General features: G+C 64.6%; 21 protein-coding genes and 1 tRNA gene. 12 read left to right on the top strand and 10 right to left on the bottom strand.

Annotated features, from left to right (window positions below):
• Positions 1–44: 44 nt before the first annotated feature.
• From EQZ23_RS07210 to ppc, 3 genes are all read left to right on the top strand, one after another.
• Positions 45–611, top strand: coding sequence for an HNH endonuclease (locus EQZ23_RS07210; protein ID WP_128453801.1), 567 nt, complete (start codon positions 45–47; stop codon positions 609–611).
• Between the two features lie 27 nt (positions 612–638).
• The gene (locus EQZ23_RS07205) at positions 639–1,013 is read left to right on the top strand and encodes an EF-hand domain-containing protein (RefSeq protein WP_128453800.1); all 375 of its coding nucleotides are present in this window, start codon (positions 639–641) and stop codon (positions 1,011–1,013) included.
• Between the two features lie 93 nt (positions 1,014–1,106).
• Positions 1,107–3,782 carry a phosphoenolpyruvate carboxylase gene (gene ppc, locus EQZ23_RS07200; RefSeq protein WP_128453799.1) on the top strand — a complete coding sequence of 892 codons (2,676 nt, stop codon included), beginning with the start codon at positions 1,107–1,109 and terminating at the stop codon, positions 3,780–3,782.
• Positions 3,783–3,895: 113 nt separating this feature from the next.
• Here the strand turns inward: ppc and EQZ23_RS07195 are convergent, their stop codons facing one another.
• Positions 3,896–4,288, bottom strand: coding sequence for an acyl-CoA thioesterase (locus EQZ23_RS07195; RefSeq protein WP_128453798.1), 393 nt, complete (start codon positions 4,286–4,288; stop codon positions 3,896–3,898).
• Complete coding sequence (locus tag EQZ23_RS07190) at positions 4,285–6,339, bottom strand: S9 family peptidase (protein ID WP_128453797.1); 2,055 nt, start codon at positions 6,337–6,339, stop codon at positions 4,285–4,287. Before EQZ23_RS07190 ends, EQZ23_RS07195 begins: the two co-directional genes overlap by 4 nt.
• Positions 6,340–6,656: 317 nt before the next feature.
• On the opposite strand from EQZ23_RS07190, the gene trpC reads away from it, so the two are divergent.
• The 4 genes from trpC (at position 6,657) to EQZ23_RS07165 (ending at position 12,039) form a co-directional block, all read left to right on the top strand.
• On the top strand, positions 6,657–7,472 hold the full coding sequence (gene trpC, locus EQZ23_RS07185; RefSeq protein ID WP_128453796.1) for an indole-3-glycerol phosphate synthase TrpC: 816 nt from the start codon (positions 6,657–6,659) through the stop codon (positions 7,470–7,472).
• A 798-nt stretch (positions 7,473–8,270) separates the two neighbouring features.
• Positions 8,271–10,070 carry an aminopeptidase P family protein gene (locus EQZ23_RS07175; RefSeq protein ID WP_128453795.1) on the top strand — a complete coding sequence of 600 codons (1,800 nt, stop codon included), beginning with the start codon at positions 8,271–8,273 and terminating at the stop codon, positions 10,068–10,070.
• A 219-nt stretch (positions 10,071–10,289) separates the two neighbouring features.
• Positions 10,290–10,364: transfer RNA gene (locus EQZ23_RS07170), tRNA-Thr, on the top strand.
• Positions 10,365–10,656: 292 nt separating this feature from the next.
• Entirely contained in the window at positions 10,657–12,039 is a 1,383-nt protein-coding gene (locus tag EQZ23_RS07165) for an RNB domain-containing ribonuclease (RefSeq protein ID WP_128453794.1), read from the top strand.
• Positions 12,040–12,395: 356 nt separating this feature from the next.
• On the opposite strand, the gene EQZ23_RS07160 is transcribed toward EQZ23_RS07165, so the two are convergent.
• Positions 12,396–12,872 carry a hypothetical protein gene (locus EQZ23_RS07160; RefSeq protein WP_164913406.1) on the bottom strand — a complete coding sequence of 159 codons (477 nt, stop codon included), beginning with the start codon at positions 12,870–12,872 and terminating at the stop codon, positions 12,396–12,398.
• Complete coding sequence (locus EQZ23_RS07155; RefSeq protein WP_128453792.1) at positions 12,869–13,543, bottom strand: Panacea domain-containing protein; 675 nt, start codon at positions 13,541–13,543, stop codon at positions 12,869–12,871. The genes EQZ23_RS07160 and EQZ23_RS07155 overlap by 4 nt, the downstream gene beginning before the upstream one ends.
• 693 nt (positions 13,544–14,236) lie before the next feature.
• Here EQZ23_RS07155 and EQZ23_RS07150 point away from each other — a divergent pair.
• Positions 14,237–14,704, top strand: coding sequence for a hypothetical protein (locus EQZ23_RS07150; protein WP_128453791.1), 468 nt, complete (start codon positions 14,237–14,239; stop codon positions 14,702–14,704).
• Between the two features lie 10 nt (positions 14,705–14,714).
• Here the strand turns inward: EQZ23_RS07150 and EQZ23_RS07145 are convergent, their stop codons facing one another.
• From EQZ23_RS07145 to EQZ23_RS07135, 3 genes are read right to left on the bottom strand one after another with little or no spacing between them, the layout of a single operon-like run.
• Positions 14,715–15,110 (bottom strand): hypothetical protein, encoded by a 396-nt coding sequence (locus tag EQZ23_RS07145; protein WP_128453790.1) that lies wholly within the window; start codon positions 15,108–15,110, stop codon positions 14,715–14,717.
• Between the two features lie 16 nt (positions 15,111–15,126).
• Positions 15,127–15,309, bottom strand: a complete 183-nt coding sequence (locus EQZ23_RS07140; protein WP_128453789.1) for a hypothetical protein — start codon at positions 15,307–15,309, stop codon at positions 15,127–15,129.
• Positions 15,309–15,545: a YozE family protein gene (locus EQZ23_RS07135; RefSeq protein ID WP_128453788.1), complete on the bottom strand. Its 237-nt coding sequence runs from the start codon at positions 15,543–15,545 to the stop codon at positions 15,309–15,311. Before EQZ23_RS07135 ends, EQZ23_RS07140 begins: the two co-directional genes overlap by 1 nt.
• Positions 15,546–15,680: 135 nt before the next feature.
• On the opposite strand from EQZ23_RS07135, the gene EQZ23_RS07130 reads away from it, so the two are divergent.
• Genes EQZ23_RS07130 through EQZ23_RS07115 form a run of 4 tightly spaced genes read left to right on the top strand, consistent with a single transcriptional unit; the run spans position 15,681 to position 18,024 of the window.
• The gene (locus tag EQZ23_RS07130) at positions 15,681–15,884 is read left to right on the top strand and encodes a hypothetical protein (protein ID WP_128453787.1); all 204 of its coding nucleotides are present in this window, start codon (positions 15,681–15,683) and stop codon (positions 15,882–15,884) included.
• 3 nt (positions 15,885–15,887) lie between these two features.
• Positions 15,888–16,364, top strand: coding sequence for a translesion error-prone DNA polymerase V autoproteolytic subunit (gene umuD, locus EQZ23_RS07125; protein ID WP_206364202.1), 477 nt, complete (start codon positions 15,888–15,890; stop codon positions 16,362–16,364).
• Positions 16,361–17,629 carry a Y-family DNA polymerase gene (locus EQZ23_RS07120; protein ID WP_128453786.1) on the top strand — a complete coding sequence of 423 codons (1,269 nt, stop codon included), beginning with the start codon at positions 16,361–16,363 and terminating at the stop codon, positions 17,627–17,629. The genes umuD and EQZ23_RS07120 overlap by 4 nt, the downstream gene beginning before the upstream one ends.
• Positions 17,630–17,679: 50 nt before the next feature.
• Positions 17,680–18,024 carry a hypothetical protein gene (locus EQZ23_RS07115; protein WP_128453785.1) on the top strand — a complete coding sequence of 115 codons (345 nt, stop codon included), beginning with the start codon at positions 17,680–17,682 and terminating at the stop codon, positions 18,022–18,024.
• Between the two features lie 4 nt (positions 18,025–18,028).
• On the opposite strand, the gene EQZ23_RS07110 is transcribed toward EQZ23_RS07115, so the two are convergent.
• From EQZ23_RS07110 to EQZ23_RS07100, 3 genes are all read right to left on the bottom strand, one after another.
• On the bottom strand, positions 18,029–18,214 hold the full coding sequence (locus tag EQZ23_RS07110) for a hypothetical protein (protein ID WP_128453784.1): 186 nt from the start codon (positions 18,212–18,214) through the stop codon (positions 18,029–18,031).
• A gap of 68 nt (positions 18,215–18,282) precedes the next feature.
• Entirely contained in the window at positions 18,283–18,477 is a 195-nt protein-coding gene (locus EQZ23_RS07105; protein ID WP_128453783.1) for a hypothetical protein, read from the bottom strand.
• Positions 18,470–19,126, bottom strand: coding sequence for an SOS response-associated peptidase family protein (locus tag EQZ23_RS07100; RefSeq protein ID WP_128453782.1), 657 nt, complete (start codon positions 19,124–19,126; stop codon positions 18,470–18,472). The genes EQZ23_RS07105 and EQZ23_RS07100 overlap by 8 nt, the downstream gene beginning before the upstream one ends.
• Between the last annotated feature and the right edge of the window lie 87 nt (positions 19,127–19,213).

Below are 19,213 nucleotides of genomic sequence, written 5' to 3'. Positions count from 1 at the left end.
CTGTCGTCCATAGGGCGCTCTGCGAAGCCTGAGTGGGAGGAGCCGTGTTTCACCCCGATCTGATGCGTCATCCGGATGGTTGTCCGGCGCTTGTGCTCAATGCCGATTACACGCCGCTTTCTTACTATCCGCTCAGCGTGTGGCCGTGGCAGACCGCGGTCAAGGCGGTGTTCCTCGACCGCGTCGACATCGTCGCCACCTATGAACGCGAAGTGCGCAGCGCCAATTTCGCGCTGAAGCTGCCCTCGGTGATCGCGCTCAAGCAGTTCGTCCGACCGTCGCAATTTCCCGCCTTCACCCGCTTCAACCTGTTCCTGCGCGACAAGTTCACCTGCCAATATTGCGGCAAGCTGCGCGATCTCACCTTCGACCATGTCGTCCCCCGCGCGCAAGGCGGTCGTACCACGTGGGAGAACGTCGTCACCGCCTGCTCGCCGTGCAACCTGAAAAAGGGTGGCCGCACGCCGAAACAGGCAGCGATGCCGCTGCATATCGAGGCGATCCGCCCGACCAACTGGCATCTCCAGGAACACGGCCGCAGTTTCCCGCCCAACTACCTGCACGACACATGGCACGACTGGTTGTATTGGGACGTCGAACTCGAGGCCTGACGGCTTCTCGAAAAGACGGGAGATTTTATGCGCGTGAAACTGGTGGTGGTCCTCGCCGCGACGGGAATGTTGGTGTCCGCATGCGGCGACAAGGACGCGCAGCGCGCGCAGGCCGATGCCAATGCGTCCGGCTTCGTGCCCCCCTCGGTGACGTCGCGGCTCGATTTCGGCGCCAGCATGGAACGCCGCTTCCGCACGCTCGATCGCAACGCCGACGACCGCATTACGAAGGAAGAGCTGCCCGCCCCCAACGCGCGCATCAAGGCGTTCGACCGCAACAAGGACGGCGTCATCACCGCGATCGAGTGGAGCGAAGGCACGCTCGCCTGGTTCGACCGGATGGACTTGAACCACGACGGCACGGTCACGTCGGAAGAGCGTGCGGAGTCGCGCAAGCGCTGATCGGCGTAACTATCTGTCGTTGAGTGACGGTTTTGCGCGATGAATCCACCGTCGGAGGTTGACCTGATCCCTGCCGCAGCGCAGCAGGGAATCATGGCAAGCCTTCCCGCGATCGCGAACAATTCCGACATCCGTTTCCTCGGCAAACTGCTGGGTGACGTCATCCGCGCTTATGGCGGCGACGCGCTATTCGAGGCAACAGAGACGATCCGCAAGGCCTCGGTCGAGCGCCACCGCGACGTCTCCGAAGGCAGGGTTGCGGATCACAGCGCAGTCGATCTCGGCCTCGAAAAGCTCGGCCTCGACGAGACACTCGATTTCGTCCGCGGCTTCATGCTGTTCTCGATGCTCGCCAACCTCGCCGAGGATCGCCAGGGCATCGCCGCGGAGGACGGCGCCGACCTCGCCTCCGCGATCGCCCAGCTCGAATCAGAGGGCATCGACCGCGCGCAGATCCGCGCGCTGCTCGACAAGGCGCTGATCGCCCCCGTCCTCACCGCGCACCCCACCGAAGTGCGCCGCAAGAGCATGATCGATCACCGCAACCGCATCGCCGAGCTGATGGCGCTCCGCGATCTCGGCCGCGACACCACGCCCGACGGCGACAGCGTCGACGATGCGATCCTCCGCCAGATCGCGCTGCTCTGGCAGACCCGCGTCCTGCGCCGCGACCGGCTCTACGTCACCGACGAGGTCGACACCGCGCTCAGCTATCTGCGCGACGTCTTCCTCCCCGCGCTCCCCGCGCTCTACCAGCGCTGGGACCGCGCGCTCGGCGAACGCACGCCCAGCTTCCTGCGCCCCGGCAGCTGGATCGGCGGCGACCGCGACGGGAACCCGTACGTCACCGCCGACTCGCTCCGCACGGCGCTCTCGAAGGCCAGCGAAGCCGTCCTTGGCTATTATTGCGAGGCGGTCCACGCGCTTGGTGCCGAACTGTCGATCTCGACCGAACACGCGCCCGCGGACGCAGCGGTGCAGGCGCTCGCCGACGCCAGCGGCGACGATGCCGCCAGCCGCGCCGACGAACCCTATCGCCGCGCGCTCTCGGGCATCTACGCGCGCCTTGCCAAGACGCACGACGCGCTGACCGGCAAGCCATCACCGCGCCCCGGCCGTCTCACCGGCGAACCCTATGCCAGCCCCACCGACTTCCGCGCCGATCTCGTCACGCTCGCGCACGGTCTCGGCACCGCGCTGAAGACCGGCGGCGCGCTCGGCCGGCTGATCCGCGCGGTCGAGACGTTCGGCTTCCACCTCGCCACCTTGGACCTCCGCCAGAACAGCGCCGTCCACGAACGCGTCGTCGCCGAACTGCTCCAGGTCGCGGGCGTCGAGGAAGATTACCTGTCGCTCGACGAAGACGCGCGCGTCGCGCTCCTCCGCCGCGAACTCGCCAACGCCCGCCCGCTGACCTCGCGGTTCACCGAATATACCGACGAGACCGCCAGCGAACTCGCGATCGCACAGGCCGCCGCCGACGCGCATGCCGCCTACGGCCCCGCCTGCATCGCCAACTACATCGTCTCGATGGCGCAGTCGGTCAGCGACCTCCTCGAAGTGAACCTGCTCCTCAAGGAAGTCGGCCTCTACCGCCCCGGCGAGACCCCGACCGCAGCGGTCATGGCGGTCCCGCTGTTCGAGACGATCGGCGATCTCGAAGCCGCACCCGGCGTGATGACCGCCTGGTTCGCGCTCCCCGAGATCGCTACGATCGCCAAGACGCGTGGTCACCAGGAAGTAATGATCGGCTATTCCGACAGCAACAAGGACGGCGGCTACCTCACCTCCACTTGGCAGCTATCGAAGGCCTCGACCGCGCTGAAACCCGTCTTCGCCGCGGCAGGCGTCGGCATGCAGCTGTTCCACGGCCGCGGCGGCGCAGTCGGGCGCGGTGGCGGCTCGGCGTTCCGCGCGATCCGCGCGCAGCCACCGGGCACCGTCCAGGGCCGCATCCGCATCACCGAACAGGGCGAGGTCATCGCCGCAAAATACGGCACGCGCGACGCCGCGATGACCAATCTCGAGGCAATCGCGTCCGCCACCTTGCTCGCCAGCCTCGAACCCGAACGCCTCTCCAACGCCGACAACGCCAGCTTCTCCGCGGCGATGGATAAACTCAGCGACGCTGCGTTCCACAGCTACCGCGACCTGGTCTACGGCACCGAAGGCTTCCGCACCTTCTTCCGCCAGATGACGCCGATCGCCGAGATCGCCGGGCTCAAGATCGGCAGCCGCCCCGCCAGCCGCACCAAGTCCGACCGGATCGAAGACCTCCGCGCGATCCCCTGGGTGTTCAGCTGGGCGCAGGCGCGCGTCATGCTCCCCGGCTGGTACGGGGTCGGCCGCGCGATCGCCGATTTCGAGGACAAGGCGCTGCTGAAGGACATGGCGCAAGGCTGGCCGCTCTTCGCCTCCGCGCTCGCCAATCTCGAAATGGTGCTGGCGAAATCCGACATCGCCATCGCCGAACGCTATGCCGGCCTCGTCGAGGACGAGAAACTCCGCGAAATCTTCACGACGATCCGCGACGGCTGGCACCAGACCCACGACGGCCTGCTCACGGTGACCGGTCAGTCCCGCCTGCTAGAAAAGCACCCCGCGCTGGACGCCTCGATCCGCCTCCGCCTCCCCTATATCGAGCCGCTAAACCTGCTCCAGATCGAACTCATAAAACGCCGCCGCGCCGGCGAGGACGACCCCCGCATCGGCGAAGGCATCCTCCTATCGATCAACGCCATCGCCACCGCGCTCAGAAACAGCGGCTAAAGCTGCTCCCCTCCCGCCTGCGGGAGGGGTCGGGGGAGGGGCGTGCCCCACCGACCGGACGCCAGTACGTACGTCGCGCCCTCCCCTAACCCCTCCCGCAAGCGGGAGGGGATTTACGAGTAAAACGGCGCGGCGATATCCTCGCGCACCCGCATCAGCCGCCCCGTCCCGCGGTCGAGCAAAGCCCAGGTCGTCACCGCCTCCAGCTTCACCCGCCCGTCATCGCCGACAAACCGCACATGCCGATCGAACCGCGCCCCCTTCGGCGCGCCCTCGACCCAGGTTTCGCCAACAACTGTCTCTCCCGCGACGACACTCCCGCGATAGTCGATCTCATGCCGCGTCACGACCCAGACATAGGCCAGCTTGTGCGCAGGCGGCGCGACGGCCTCCCAATGCGCGGTGGCAATGGCCTGGATCCACTGCACCCACACCGCATTGTTCACATGCCCAAGCTCGTCGATATCCGCGTCCTCGGCGGTGATCGAGAGCGTGAACCGGCTCACCCCGCGACGCCCAGCTGCCACAGCACGAACGCGTGTTCTTCCGCGCCCTCCCGCAGCGACTCGAACCGCCCCGACTTGCCGCCATGCCCCGCGCCCATGTTGGTCTTGAGCAGCAGGACGTTGTCGTCGGTCTTCATCAGCCGCAGCTTGGCCGCCCATTTCGCGGGCTCCCAATAGGTCACGCGCGGATCGTTCAGCCCGCCGCTGATGAACATCGGCGGATAGGCCTGCGCGGTTACGTTGTCGTACGGCGAATAGGACCGGATCAGGTCGAACGCCGCCTTGTCCTCGATCGGATTGCCCCATTCGGGCCATTCGCCCGGCGTCAGCGGAAGCTCCGCGTCGAGCATCGTGTTGAGCACGTCGACGAACGGCACGTCGGCGATCACAGCGCCCCAGAGCTCGGGATCGGAATTGATCACCGCCCCCATCAGCTCGCCGCCCGCAGACCGCCCAGCGATCGCGATCTTCCCCGCCGACGTCCACTGCGCATCGACCAGTGCCTTGGCCACGTCGACGAAATCGTTGAACGTGTTCGCACGCTTCTCCAGCTTCCCGTCCAGGTACCATTGCTGGCCAAGATCATCGCCGCCGCGAATATGCGCGATCGCATAGGCGAACCCGCGATCGAGCAAACTCATCCGCCCGGTCGAGAAGCCCGGCGGGATCGCATAGCCATAAGCCCCATAGGCATAGAGGAACAAAGGTGCCGACCCGTCACGCACGAACCCGGCGGGATAGACGATCGACACCGGAATCTCGGTCCCGTCCCGCGCGACGATCTTCAGCCGCTCGGTCGCGTATTTCGCCGCGTCGTAGCCGCTCGGGATCTCCTGCACCTTGAGCATCGTCCGCTCAGCCGTATCGACGTCATAGTCGTACACCGTCCCCGGCGTGACCATCGACTCATACCCAAGCCGCAGCACCGTCATGTCGTACTCAGGGTTGTCGCCCAGCCCCGCGACATAGCTCGCCTCGGGAAACTCGATCCGCCGTCCCTCGGTGGGCGTTTCGTACCGGTGGATCGCGATCTGATCGAGCCCGTCCTCGCGCCCGTCGACCACGAAGAAGTCCTGATAACACTCCACCCCGGTCATGTAGAACGTCGGCGACGCCGGGATCACCTCGGTCCAGGCATCGGGCTCCTCGACCAGCGCGGTGCACAGCCGGAAGTTCGGATCGACGTCGTTGGTATGGATGAACAGCGTCCCGTCATGCTCGTCCACATCATATTCGCGCCCGACCTTCCGCGCCGAGACGAGGATCGGCACCGCCAGAGGCTCATGCGCCGGCAGCAGGTACAGTTCGCTCGTCACATGGTCGCTCGTCGCGATGACGATCCATTTCCGCGAGCTCGTCTCGCCGACCCCGACGCGAAACCCCTCGTCCTCCTCGTGGAACAGCACCACGTCCTCGGCAATCGGCGTCCCCAACCGGTGGAACCGCGCATTGTCCGTCCGCCACTGCTCGTTCGCCAGCCCGTAGAGGAACCCCGCATCGTCCGCGGTCCAGACGATCTCGCTCAGCATTCCCGGGATCACGTCGGGCAGATGCTCGCCGGTATCCAGATCCTTGACCCGAACCTCGAACCGCTCGCTGCCATTGTCGTCGATCGCATAGGCCAGATAGCGCCCGTCATTGCTGACCGAGAACGCCCCGAGCCGGAAATACTCATGCCCCTCCGCCAGCGCCGGCTCGTCGAGCAACAACTCGTCGTCACCGCCCGCGACAGGTTTCCGCCACCATTTCTTATACTGCCCGCCGGTCTCATACGCGGTCCAGTACAGCCAATCGCCATCCTTCTGCGGCACCGAGGACTCATCCTCCTTGATCCGCGCCTTCATCTCTTCGTAGATCGTGTCGACCAGCGGCGTGTGCGGCGCCATCTGCTCTTCGAAATAGACGTTCTCGGCGGCGAGATACGCCAGCACGTCTTCGTCATCGACCTCGGGATAGTTCGGATCCTTCAGCCACGCATAGGGATCCTCAACCGTCACGCCGTGCGTGGTGAAGCTATGCGGGCGCTGCTCGGCGATAGGGGGTTTGGTCATGCCGCCGTGTTAGCCGCGCCGCGGGTGGAAGCCAACGCCGGTGCGTCGGGGCCGACGTGCCTGTCGAGGCCTCATTCCCGCGAAGGCGAGAGCCGGCTCCCGAAAGCCGCCGTTCGATCCGTGCGATCGACAGGAAGGCTTCCCCGCTTCCGTCGATACGAAAACTGGCAAAGCCAGCCGGAACGGGCGAACTTCGCGATAAGGTCCCGATTCGGCCAGAAGCAGCCGTCATGATTGCCCTGTAAAAGGCGTGTCGCCGTGCTGCCTCGCAGCTTGAGCCGTCTTTTACCGCAGCGATCGAAGGAAGCGCTTCCGACATGACCAGCATTCTCAAGAAAATCGAGGCGTACAAGCGTCGAGAGATCGAGGCCGCAAAGGCAGCAGTTTCGATTGCGGACCTCAAGGCACTGCAAGTCGATCAATCGGCGCCGCGGGGTTTTTGCCGGGCGCTGATGGCCAAGCAGACGGAAGATAAGTTCGGCCTGATCGCCGAGATCAAGAAGGCCAGCCCATCGAAGGGGCTGATCCGGCCGGACTTCGATCCACCTGCCCTCGCGAGCGCTTACGAGACCGGTGGCGCCGCCTGTCTTTCGGTGCTGACCGATGCACCGAGCTTCCAGGGAGCTCCGGCGTTCCTCACGGCCGCGCGTGATGTCTGTGCCTTACCCGTATTGCGCAAGGACTTCATGTTCGAGACCTATCAGGTCCAGGAGGCCCGTGCGTGGGGCGCCGACTGCATCCTGCTGATCATGGCATGCTTGTCCGATGGCGACGCGGAGCGCCTCCAGGACGAAGCCTTCGCGCTCGGTATGGATGTGTTGGTGGAGGTCCACGACGCCCCGGAAATGGAACGCGCGCTGAAGCTGTCGTCGCCACTCATCGGCATCAACAATCGCGATCTGCGGACCTTCGACGTAAGCCTCGCCAACAGTGAGACACTGGCGCCCATGGTGCCGAGCGATCGACTGATAGTCGGAGAAAGCGGCATCTTCACCCATGCCGACTGCCAGCGGTTGAAAGCCTGTGGCATCAACGCGTTTCTGGTGGGCGAAAGCCTCATGCGCAAGGACGACGTCGAAACCGCGACGCGCATTCTGCTGACAGGAGAAGGTTCAGCAGGAACCGCGGGATGATGGGTGACGAGCTTTACCATGACAGGTCGTTCTTCGATCTTTTAGTTAGCAGCTATCTGCGCGCAGTCGGAAAATCCCTAGTGCCTGATACCTGCGATCAAAATTGGCTCTACCACCACGCACCCTTCGCCGTAGTCGCACACAACTGCGATCCCGATCCTGTATTCATCTACGCCAACATGGCGGCCCAGCGTTGCTTTGGTTACGATTGGACCGAATTCATATCGTTACCATCGCGGCTATCCGCGGAACCGATCAATCGTGCAGACCGACAGGTCCTCCTGGATAGGGTCAGGAATGAGGGGTGCGTATCGGGATATAGTGGCGTCCGAATAGCGAAATCCGGTCGTCGCTTCTCGATCGACAGCGGCTGTGTCTGGCAACTCGCCGAGCAAGACGGATCACATCACGGCCAGGCAGCAACGTTTCCGATGCCAAGCTGAATGAACTGTTCGACCACGCCGACTGACGTTGCCCTTGCCGGTCGCATGAACATTCTCGATCAATTAGGCGGCTGCGTCACGAGATGTCGGCTCACGCTATCTGCCCGCTCAAAAGCGGACCAGCCGCCACCCATCCTAACGCAGACGCTTCGCGCGGCGGAGATCCTCCGTTCGACGCAGATTTAAGAAGGCGCCGGTTAACACTCGCGCTTCGACAAACTCAGCAGGAATACACCGGCCCCTCTGCCGCCACGCCCCAAAGTCACCGCAGCGGCATGCTATCGCCCGAAACCTGCCCCTCTGCTATCGCCTCACCCCGCGACCAAGCACCATTTCAGACCAGAGATCCCGTCCCATGCCGATCCCGACCGACCGCCTCGCCGCCCTCCGCGCCCAGCTCACCACCGATAACCTCAAGGGGTTCGTGGTCCCGCTGACCGACGAGCACATGAGCGAATATGTCGGCGGCTATGCGCAGCGGCTCGGCTGGCTCACCGGCTTCGGCGGGTCCGCCGGTACCGCAGTCGTGCTCGCCGATCGCGCGGCGATCTTCACCGATGGCCGCTACACGATCCAGGTCCGCGAGCAGGTCGACGGCGCGCTGTGGGAGTATGCCGACGTGCCCCAGACCAGCCCCGCCGCCTGGCTCGGGCAATACGCCCCCGAAGGCGGCAGGATCGGCTACGACCCGTGGCTCCACACCGGCGGCTGGGTCGCCGACGCCACCGCCGCGCTCGCCGATCGCGGCGCGACGCTCGTCCCAGTCGAGGCCAACCCCGTCGACGCGATCTGGACCGACCGCCCACTCCCCTCGCCCGCCAAGCTGACCGTCCAGCCCGACCAGTTCACCGGTGCCTCCTCCGCCGAGAAGCGCGCGGCGATCGCCGACTGGCTGGCCGAGCACAAAGCCGACGCGGTCGTCCTCACCGCGCTCGATTCGATCGCCTGGGCGCTCAACGTCCGCGGCGGCGACGTCGACCACACCCCCGTCGCACTGTCCTATGCGATCGTGAGTGCGGACGGCACCACCGACCTGTTCGTCGCCCCCGACAAGCTCGACGACGCGGTCCGCCAGCATCTCGGCAACGCCGTCCGCCTGCACGACCGCACCGCCTTCGCCACCACGCTCGGCATGTATGCGGGCAAGCGCGTCGCCGCCGACCCCGAACGCGCCGTCGCCGCGATCACGCAGGCGCTGAAGGCGGGCGGCGCCAAGATCCTGCCGCTGCGCGATCCCGTCGTGCTGGCCAAGGCGATCAAGAACCCGGTCGAGATCGACGGTCACCGCGCCGCCTCCGCACGCGACGGTGCCGCGCTCGCCCGCTTCCTGCGCTGGGTCGAGACCGAATGCGTCAAGGGCGGCCAGACCGAACTTTCCGCCGCCGCCAAGCTACTGGCGTTCCGCGAAGAGACTGGCCTCCTCAAGGACACCTCGTTCGACACCATCTCCGCAACCGGCCCCCACGGCGCGATCCCGCACTACCACGTCACCGAGGAATCGAGCGCGCCGATCGAACCCGGCCAGCTCTATCTGATCGATTCAGGCGGCCAGTACGCCGACGGCACCACCGACGTGACGCGCGTCATGCCGATCGGCGACCCGACCGAGGAAATGCGCGACCGCTTCACCCGAGTCCTCAAGGGCCATATCGGCATCGCCACCGCAGTCTTCCCCGACGGCACGATGGGCGGCCAGATCGATGCGTTCGCCCGTCGCCCGCTCTGGGAAGCCGGCCTCGATTTCGGCCACGGCACCGGCCACGGCATCGGCGCCTATCTCGCCGTCCATGAAGGCCCGCAGCGCATCGCCGCCCCCAACTATCCCGGCGGCGCGGCCATGGAGCCGTTGCGCGCCGGCATGCTGCTGTCGAACGAGCCCGGCTACTACAAGGCCGGCGAATACGGCATTCGCATCGAGAATCTGATCCTGATCGAACCACGCGACATTCCCGGTGCCGACCGCGCGATGCTGGGCTTCGAGACGCTCACCTTCTGCCCGATCGAACGCACGCTGATCGAGCCCGCGCTGCTGACGCACGAAGAACGCGTATGGGTCGACGACTATCACGCAAAGGTGCTGGCGGTGCTGACCCCCGAAATGACCGACGCGGACGATCGCGCGTGGCTCGCCGCCAAATGCGCCCCGCTTACTTAGGCAGCGCGTCCCCGGGCGCGGGCGCGGCGCTTACGGCCCGCGCCTGTGCCTTCCGCCGACGCAGATTCTCGCGCAGTGCCGCGGCCATCCGCTCCGCCTTCTCGGCGGCCTTTTTATCCCGGTCATCCATAAATCCGCCCTACAATGCGGCACGACAGCTTGACAACCGCGCCGCCCTCGTCTCTTAGCCCCACTCCGCCGGCAGCGATGCCGACGAGTGCTGCCGTAGCTCAGTGGTAGAGCGCATCCTTGGTAAGGCTGAGGTCGTGAGTTCAATCCTCACCGGCAGCACCAGTTTTCAATGACTTAGCGTCGGCGGGCCGAGTGCCCGCCGACTCTGGCAAGCACCCAGCAAGCCGTTATCGATGCCCACGTCAGCTAGCGCCGCTATCGCGATCGCGATGAAGCGCAGCTGGAACGGGACGAGCTGCTGGGAAGCGGCCGCCTGGTTTTTGCGTCGCCAACCTCGCAGGTCTTCTTCCGCGGTTCGCGGCGCTGACATTGCATGCGTGCTGCATGATTCGAAGCCCGAGGCCGTCATTGGTCGCTGTATTCTGGACGTGGACCTCGCGTATAGACGAGTCCGATGAAAGCACTTGTCGATCCCGATCACGCGCTTGACGCCGGACTTGCCGCGATCCGCACCGAATTCCAGGTTCCAGAAGGCTTCCCGGCGGACGTGCTGGCTGCCGCGGAAATGGCGGCCCAACGGATTCCTACGGACCACATCGACAGGCTCGATCTCCCCTTCGTTACGCTGGATCCGGCGACTTCGACCGATCTCGATCAGGCGTTCTGCATCGAGGCGAGCGGCGAGGATCTACTGCTGCGCTATGCCATCGCCGATGTGGCCTGGTTCGTCGAACCGGGCGACGCGATCGATGCCGAGGCGTGGCGGCGCGGAGAGACGCTGTACCTGCCCGATGGGAAGGCTGGCTTATATCCCCCGATCCTGGGCGAACATGCGGCGAGCCTGCTGCCGGACGGTCCGCGACCTGCGGTCGTGTTCATCGTTCGCGTCGCACCCGACGGCGGGGTGAAACTCGACGGGGCGGAACGCGCGATCATCCGCAGTCGGGCCAAGCTGGCCTACGACGACGTCCGCGCCTCCGATCTGCCACCGCAGATGGACGAGCTGGCGAAACGCATCGCCGAGGCGGAGCGCCGCCGCGGCGCCTCTCGCGTCGACCCGCCAGAGCAACAGGTGGAAGCGGTGCCTGGCGGAGGATTTGCGCTGTCCTTCCGGCCACGTCTTGTTTCCGAGGATCACAACGCCGCGCTATCGCTCGCCACCAACCTCGCCGTCGCGGACGCGATGCTCGCGCATCATACCGGGTTGTTCAGGGTCATGCCCGAACCTGACACGGGAACGGTGACGCGTCTGCGCGCTACGGCTGCCGCTATGAGCATCGTCTGGCCAGACGAGATGTCGCTTCAGACCTTCGAACAGACTTTGAACCCTGCGACGCCTGGTGGCGCTGCGATGATGCTTGCGATCCGGCGTGCCGGGTCCGGGGCGAGCTACGAGCCCTATCGATCCGACGCGAAGCCTTGGCACGCGGCGATGGGCGCGACCTACGCCCACGCCACGGCGCCGTTGCGACGACTCGCCGACCGCCACGTCGTCATGGCGGCGCTCGCCATCGCAAACGGCCGTGAAGTCCCCGCTCCCATCGCCGCGGCGTTCGGGAAGCTGCCGCCCGTCATGGCGCGCGCCGGCGCGCGGCAGGGTCAGATCGATCGAGCGGTACTCGATCTCGCCGAGACCGTGATGCTCGCGGGCCAGGTGGGTAGGACGTTTCCTGCGATCGTCGTGGACGCTGATACGCGGCATGCCCGCATCCAGTTGCGCGATCTGCCGGTACTCACCCGCATCGCGGCAGCTGGACTGACCCCGGGCGACCGCATCGATGCACGCCTTGTCGCTGTGAACGGGGCGCGTAGAAAGACCGACTTCGACGTCGTCTAGCGTGTCTCGGTCAATCGACTTCGTCTGACGCTCGACCGCTGGGTTACTACCGGTTGATCACCCTGTGACGCCCGCTTGATCCAAGTGGATCCCCGGACTTGAGGCAATCCTACATCGTAGTGATAAGCAGCTTGCGTGAAGCCGTTCATCGGGGCGATCGCAGCTACGTACGCGCACGGGTCGATGTGGGCGGGGTAATCTCTGTCCTGGACGTGGTATCCTGCCAGACCGGCGGCGTTCCTGTCGGGGCGAGCGCCGTCGTGGCGCGGAGCAGGCTATCTCCGATGCGGCCTGCCGATTCACGGTGCGGCAAGCTCGCCGGCCCATTTTTTCATGACCCAGTCCGGAGCTTGAGGTCACTCCGTGGCGAGAAATTCCTCGGTCGGATCTGGCCGATCCTTTGACGCATCTCTTGACCGCGCCTCGACACGAGCCTGGTTCTCGGCGGCCGCCATCCTTCGGTACGCGTTCTTCATCGTTTGCGGAGTCCGCGGAGATTTCTCGATGCCTCGACAGATTCTCAGGAAATCCTGCCCGTTCATGTCGAGCTTGGGGACGAACATCGCCTTGCGTACGCCTTCGAGCAGCTGCTCATGCAGACGGATCCTGGTGTACTGGTATACGACGAAAGACTGCGGCTTCGTGAGTGATTTATGGCACCCGCGCAGCAGGATGCAGGTCGGGTCGTCACCTGGTTCGTAGGTGGAGATAGAAACGACGATCTGCTGCATTGCCGCATCCGGGTTCGTGCATATGACGTGCAGGTGCATCCTGTCGGGATCGGCAGGCGGCCCGGACGGGATCAGCAGGGTTCCGGCCCTGAAGAAGTTCACCCCTGGCATTCGAGATTCCGGAAGGTTCGCTCGATGACGCGTTGCTCTTCGATCCGCTCGATAGCCGCGTCTGGGTTAGGGAAACCTACGGCGCGCAGTATGTCGATGAGCTCGATCGGCTTGCTGCTGCCGTTTGGGTCCTTCCATTCGGGGACGTTGCTCGCCTTGTGGGTCCAAATTGCGAGCGGGAAGGACTTGTAGCTGCCGAACTTGCGCCAGACGTCGTTGAGCAAGTCGACTTCCCCGTCGCTGAACTCGTCTATGTCTTCGGCGACGAAGGTCGGTTGAAGGCGAATGACCTTCTTCTCGCGTGGAAGAAGGGTCGAGTTCCATCCGCTTGGATCGACATGCTTGCCGTCGATGTAGTCCAAGGTCGTCCGATTGACCGGGCCAAGGGGCAGAGACGCGCGAGGCTCGTGCAGGATCGGAGTACCCCAGCGACGCAGGCTTTCGCGGTCAGCAAGGTATGCGAGCTTTACCGCCTTCAGTACCTCGATGGCTCGCCCGCCTTCGCGTAGCGCGAAGTAGGCGATGAGTTGCGCGGCCTTGCGCGGGTTATAGAGCTCGTCTTGATCGAACGGGGTGTTGCGCACTGGCATGTCCATCACTCTGAAGCTCAACGATGAGCAAATCATGAACCCGGCACGGATCCGACTCAGCGCCACGCGCATGAAGCCGTCGCGACGACCGTCGATAGCGTTCAGTTTTTCCCTCCTCAAATCTGATACGTCAGAGTTCCTTCAATGCTGAATGGGGCGAGCGCCCCCCCGAAAGCGTTTCGATGGTTGCGCGTAGGATCACCACGCTTGGGAAATGGTGGTTCGCGGATGCCCGCCTCGAGGATCTCCAGGAGACCGGAGCGATGAGCAAACCGCAGTTGAGACGGCTTCTCGGTTTGCTGACGCACGTCCCACGATGCGTTCAAGGCGGTCGTGAATCGCTCCGGCGAACGTCAGATTGGCAAGTTCGGGCTACCGGTCGCCCCGCACGCGCTGCCGCAGGGCTCCTCGAGCAACGCCACTCCCAGGAACGAGATCGACGGTTCCTCATCTTGGCGCGGTTGGCTCGATTGAAATCGAAAGTCCGCCGGTGTTTGGTCCGCTGCCCGCAGCGGACGGATGCGATACAATGCGCTGCGGAGTCGATTGGAGATCGGTAGGCCATCTTCGACCTTTCAGTTCGACCATCTGCTTCCTGAAGTTACCCGTCGATCCTAGAATGGATTGAGACAGGGAGCGCCGCTGGGTCGTCCCTGAATGGAGACGACTTTGGCAAAGCTCCCGACGAGGCTAGCCGTGGCGATGCACGAGGCAGGTCATGTTGCTGCCAGGATGCTGACACCACACGGTCCGCCGATATATTCCGTGTCCGTCGGCGATGGCCATGGAGATGTGCTGGGCTTCGTGGACACGATGGCCGAGTGGCAACCGTCGCGCATGGAAGCGGCGGGGACTTCGCCTGCAGACGAGTCGCGATGGCGGACGTTCGCGTGGAACGATATCCTGTTCTATCTGAGCGGTCCCCTGGCCGAACTGCGATGGCGGCGGCGCTCGCGCGCGTTTCTTTGGCTTGCAGCTTCGGAGATGGCCGAGCGGTGCATTGCCGACGAGAATGTCAGCGATGACAGCGATCTCGGCCGTGTGCGGCGGCGACTTTGTTGGCTTCATCCGGGGGACGAACGCGCCGCCTTTATACGGGCCTGGCTCGAAGCCGAGGAGTTGGTCGCCCGCAACATGTCGGCGATAGAGTGGATGGCGAGAGAGCTCTGCGACTGCGGCGAGCTGCTCGATGACGAGATATCGGACATGTGGGCCGGGTCGAACCGCAGGTAGCGCAGGCTTCTCACCGACAGTCGTTCATCCGATACTGCCGCCAATACCGTTCCCATCGGACCGCCGCGCCGGCCGCGATCGTCGCGCACGACAGCGACCGACCGTCGGGCAGCGTGCACCGGGCGACGATTCGGCTGTAGCTTCTGCCGATCGCCTCACATCGCAGCGTCTTCCGCAGTACCAGCCGCTCGACTATCTGGTGGCTGCGCTTCGCAGCGGCGTTGTCGCAGCGATAGTTGACCCGCCGCGGGTCTTCCGCTCGACACGGTGACGCGCTCTCGAAGTCCGGCGCCTGGACACCGGCGATCCGAACCTTGATCCCGCTCGAGCACCATAGAGGACCGTCGCCGTCATGAACGCGCGTCACGATGCATGAGAAGGCCGTCGCTGGTACGATGGCGATCATCGCCCCAACAGCCGCATCAGTGCTTCGTTCGGCTGGCATCCGCCACGGCGTTCAGACAATCGGCTAGCAACTCCCATTGCCGGTACTGCTCGGGCTTCTCCGGGGGCGACTTCTGCATGCCCGACGCAACGATCTCGCATGCGCCCATCTGGCCATGATCCGCCATCAGCGCGAACGCCTGTTCCCATGCGTCCTGCATCACGCGGACAACCAGTCCGACTCGGCATCGTCCACTGCCGCGAACATGTCGCCCTCGGCCTGCATGGCACTGAGGTGCTTGCGCACGGCTTCCGGATCGCCGTTGCGGGGGAAGCGGCGATCCGCCACCGCTCCAATCGCAAGCTGGCCGACGAGGTCGCTACGGTCTTTCTGCGTCATGAGCCACTGGCAGAATACGGGCTTTGGCTCTTGGTTGTCGTCGTCGTGCTCGGTCATCTGGCGTCCCTCGAATCGTCGGCCCCGTCAATCGCATCAGATTGATGTTCTTGCAATGTTCTTGCGAATCAAGTCGCATCACGCCTAGCTATGGGCATGCCGCTCGCGGCGACCTGGAACTGATGGAGCAACGAAATGCAGCACGATTTGCGGCTACGTGCGGCTGCCCGCGCCATATACGACAACGTCTATGCGTCGGCGGATCCTGTTCCATTCAGCTTCGACGAGGCCGAGCGGTTTGGCACGGTGGAATACCGGCAGGCCGTCGGTGCGGCCCAGGATGCCCGATCGGTCCTTGCCGCTCGGCACGAGCAGCTTCTCTTCGCCGCGATCCTCTAGGTCGTGTCCTCGACAAACCGAGACCGCCCGGTCGTTATCGCGCTGAACCGTTTCGAAGAATTCCTGCGGCTTCACGACGTCCCGTTCGAACTGGTGCCCTGCGAGGTGCCGTTCTTCCTCGTCCATACGCAGGCCGGGTTTCCGTCGCCGGCCCAAGACGACATGCAGGAACCGATCGACTTGGGCGCGTGGCTCGTCGAGCATCCGGCCGCCAGCTACATCATGCGCGTCGATGGCCGATCCATGTCCGGCGCGGGGATCAACGATGGTGATATGATTGTCGTGAACCGTGCCAGGAAGCCGAAGGCCGGTTCGATCGTTGTGGCACTGGTGCATGGCGACCGGACGCTGAAGCGGTTGCGCTATGTCGACGGCCGCCATTGGCTCGTGCCTGAGGCCGAAGGGTTCGCGGACATCCTGGTCGACGAGCATGTCGAGATCTGGGGCACGGTCGTCGGCGTCGCGCGCAAGATTGCATGAGCACGCCGATCGCTCTGATCGACTGCAACAACTACTACGTCTCGTGCGAGCGCGCCTTCGACGCCAGCCTGGTCGGCGTGCCGGTCATCGTGCTGTCGAACAACGACGGGTGCGCGATCGCCCGATCGGCAGAGGCGAAGGCGCTCGGCATCAAGATGGGCGATCCGATCCACCACTTGCGCGACAAGGTTCGGCAACACGGGATCCAGGTCCGGTCGTCAAACTATGCGCTCTACGGTGACATGCAGCGCCGGGTGATCGCCGCATGCGAGTCCTTCGCCCGCGACTTAGAGATATACTCGATCGACGAGACATTCCTCGATCTCGCCGGCTTCGAAGGACGCGATCTTGTGGCGCATGCGAACGCGATGCGTGCCCAGGTCCAACTATGGACGACGATACCCACGTGCGTCGGCATCGCGGAGACGAAGACGCTGGCGAAGCTGGCAAACGCCGCGGCAAAGAAGGACCAGCGGTTCGACGGCGTGGCCGATCTGCGTGACGACGACGTGCGTCGTGAAGTGATGCATGGGTTCGCGGTTGGCGACGTTTGGGGCGTAGGCGGTGCGACCGCACGCAAGCTGACCGACCTGGGGATCCACACCGCGGGTGCGCTGCGGGACATGCCGATGAAGCAGGCTCGCGCCGTCGGCACTGTCGTGCTCGAACGGCTGGTCGCGGAGTTACGCGGCGTCCCGTCAAACGCGGTCGAGTCTGTCGAGCCGCGCCGCAAGGGCATGGCCGTCACCCGGTCGTTCGGCACGCCGATCTGCGACTTCGAGAGGATGATGGGCGCGTTGTCGCAGTATGCGCTGCGGGCAGGAGAGAAGCTGCGATCGCACGGGTTGGTTGCTGCCCGGCTGACCGCGTTCTTCCACACCAACAAGCACAAGCCAGATCGTCCGCAGTACGGCGCATCGAGGATGGTGACCCTTCATCCGATGACGAACGACAGCCTCGAACTGATCGCAGCGGCCAGGCGCGGTGCGGAGAAGGCGTGGCGCGATGGCTACGCCTATACGAAGGCCGGTATCATGCTCGACGATCTGTTGCCCGAGGACGAACGGCCGCGCACCCTGTTCGAGGAGGATACGGCCAAGCGGGACCGACTGATGGGCGCACTCGACGCGATCAACGCAAGGTTCGGTACGTGGACGGCGGTGACGGCATCGCAGGGGTTCAGGCGCGAGTGGAAGATGCGGTCCGAGATGCGGTCGCCGGCGTGGACGACCGACATAGCGCAGGTGCCAACGGTCCGAGCCTGAAGGCGGTGAGACCGTATTGCATTTGGCCCGCAGCGCCGCGAGTAGGACGCATGCCCCACGCCAGCAACATCGTCTATTGCGACGGCCCCGACAGTCCGCATGCGTTCGACATCGTTCCTCTCCAGCCTCGCAAGGGTAGTCTGGATGCCATGTGCCCGGTCTGTCAGGGCAGAGGTCAGTGGAACACCGAGATCGATCTCGTCAGCTTCCGTTGCAAGCGCACCGCTTGCGATCGGTGCCACGGTGCGGGCTGGGTGGAGACCGGTGATGATCCGGTCGGGCTGCCGGATACGGAGATCGCACCGGGTGGATATCCGCGGTGGACCCTGCGCTACGAATCCGCCGACGAAGCCCCGCGGATCGATCCGGAGAAGCCTGGACTGTCGCAGACCTGACCTGTCACTGGTCGGGCACTGGCGCGCCGAGCTTCGCCGCGATGCGCGCGACCTCCTCGTCACTCGGCTCTTCCGCCAACTCCTCGCCGGGCAGCAACGCTTCATCAGGAATGCCCGGCGCCGTGCCCGCTATCGGCTCGTCGATAGCCCGTTCATTCGCGCCGTCCGTGATCTTCTCTCTGTTCGCCATGACAGACTCCTTCGCCGTTCAAACGCACGGACGACGGTACGGAGCCAGACCATTGGTCAGGGACCGCGCTACTGTTTGGACGCGGCGGCGATGAGGTCCACCGCAGCGGCGACCCGGCGCCAGTCCTGCGGGTTGGCGGTGTCTCGAAGGATGTCGAAGAGCCTGGCCGCGAAATGCTCGGGATCATCGTCTCCGAACTCCGCCGCGATCGTCGACGCTTTTTCCCAGACCTCCCGATCGGACATGACCGTCTGTTCAGACAACGGTTGATCCTCCACGCGTCGGGAACACCGGGCCACGCACAGTCATCTGATCGGCCGGATATGGCCGCTGCAAGGCCAGCACGTCGTCATAGCCGCCGGTGAGCCAGCGTTCGTGATCGGTCGGCCGCAGAATTGTTATCATCGCCTTCGGATGTATCGGCGCCACCAGTTCGTTCGCATCGCACGTGACCATCGCGAAATAGCGCTGGTCGCCGACCTGTCGCCAGAACCCCGCGATGGCGAATACGGGCTGATCGGAAACCGCGAACCACATCTCGCCTTTGATCGGCTTCTTGCCGTCGCCGAGGTCGGTGGGCTCTCGCGCCCACTCGCAGAATTCCGTCAGCGGGATCAGGCACCGGTTGGCAGGATCGCTCACGAGCGAACGCCATTGGGGTAGGTGAAGGGTGCGTACGTTGGTCTGTGCGACCTTGCGGCCAGCCTGCTTGGCCTGCCCCGCCAGGACGTCCCATTCCATCACGTCGAGACCGGGCCGATCGCCTTCGTTCCGCACGACATATGCCCGGCCGAAGGGTCGCAACTCCTTCGGATCGAAACGGTTGTCCATCGGCTTGTCGGTCAGCCACTTCGCACCGAAGCGCTCGGTGATGGTTTCGGGTTCGCCGTCGAACCTTGCGCGGTTACACATCAGAACATTCCTACTTCGTCGCTACCGTCGATACGGCACCGGCGACGAAGAGCAAGCAGGCGAACGCAACCTCGATCCCCTTCCGGG

It is taken from the genome of Sphingomonas sp. UV9 (assembly GCF_004101245.1).
GTDB lineage: Bacteria > Pseudomonadota > Alphaproteobacteria > Sphingomonadales > Sphingomonadaceae > Sphingomonas.
The sequence above is the reverse complement of the archived record's forward strand: the minus strand, read 5'-3'. Positions and strand labels throughout refer to the sequence as shown.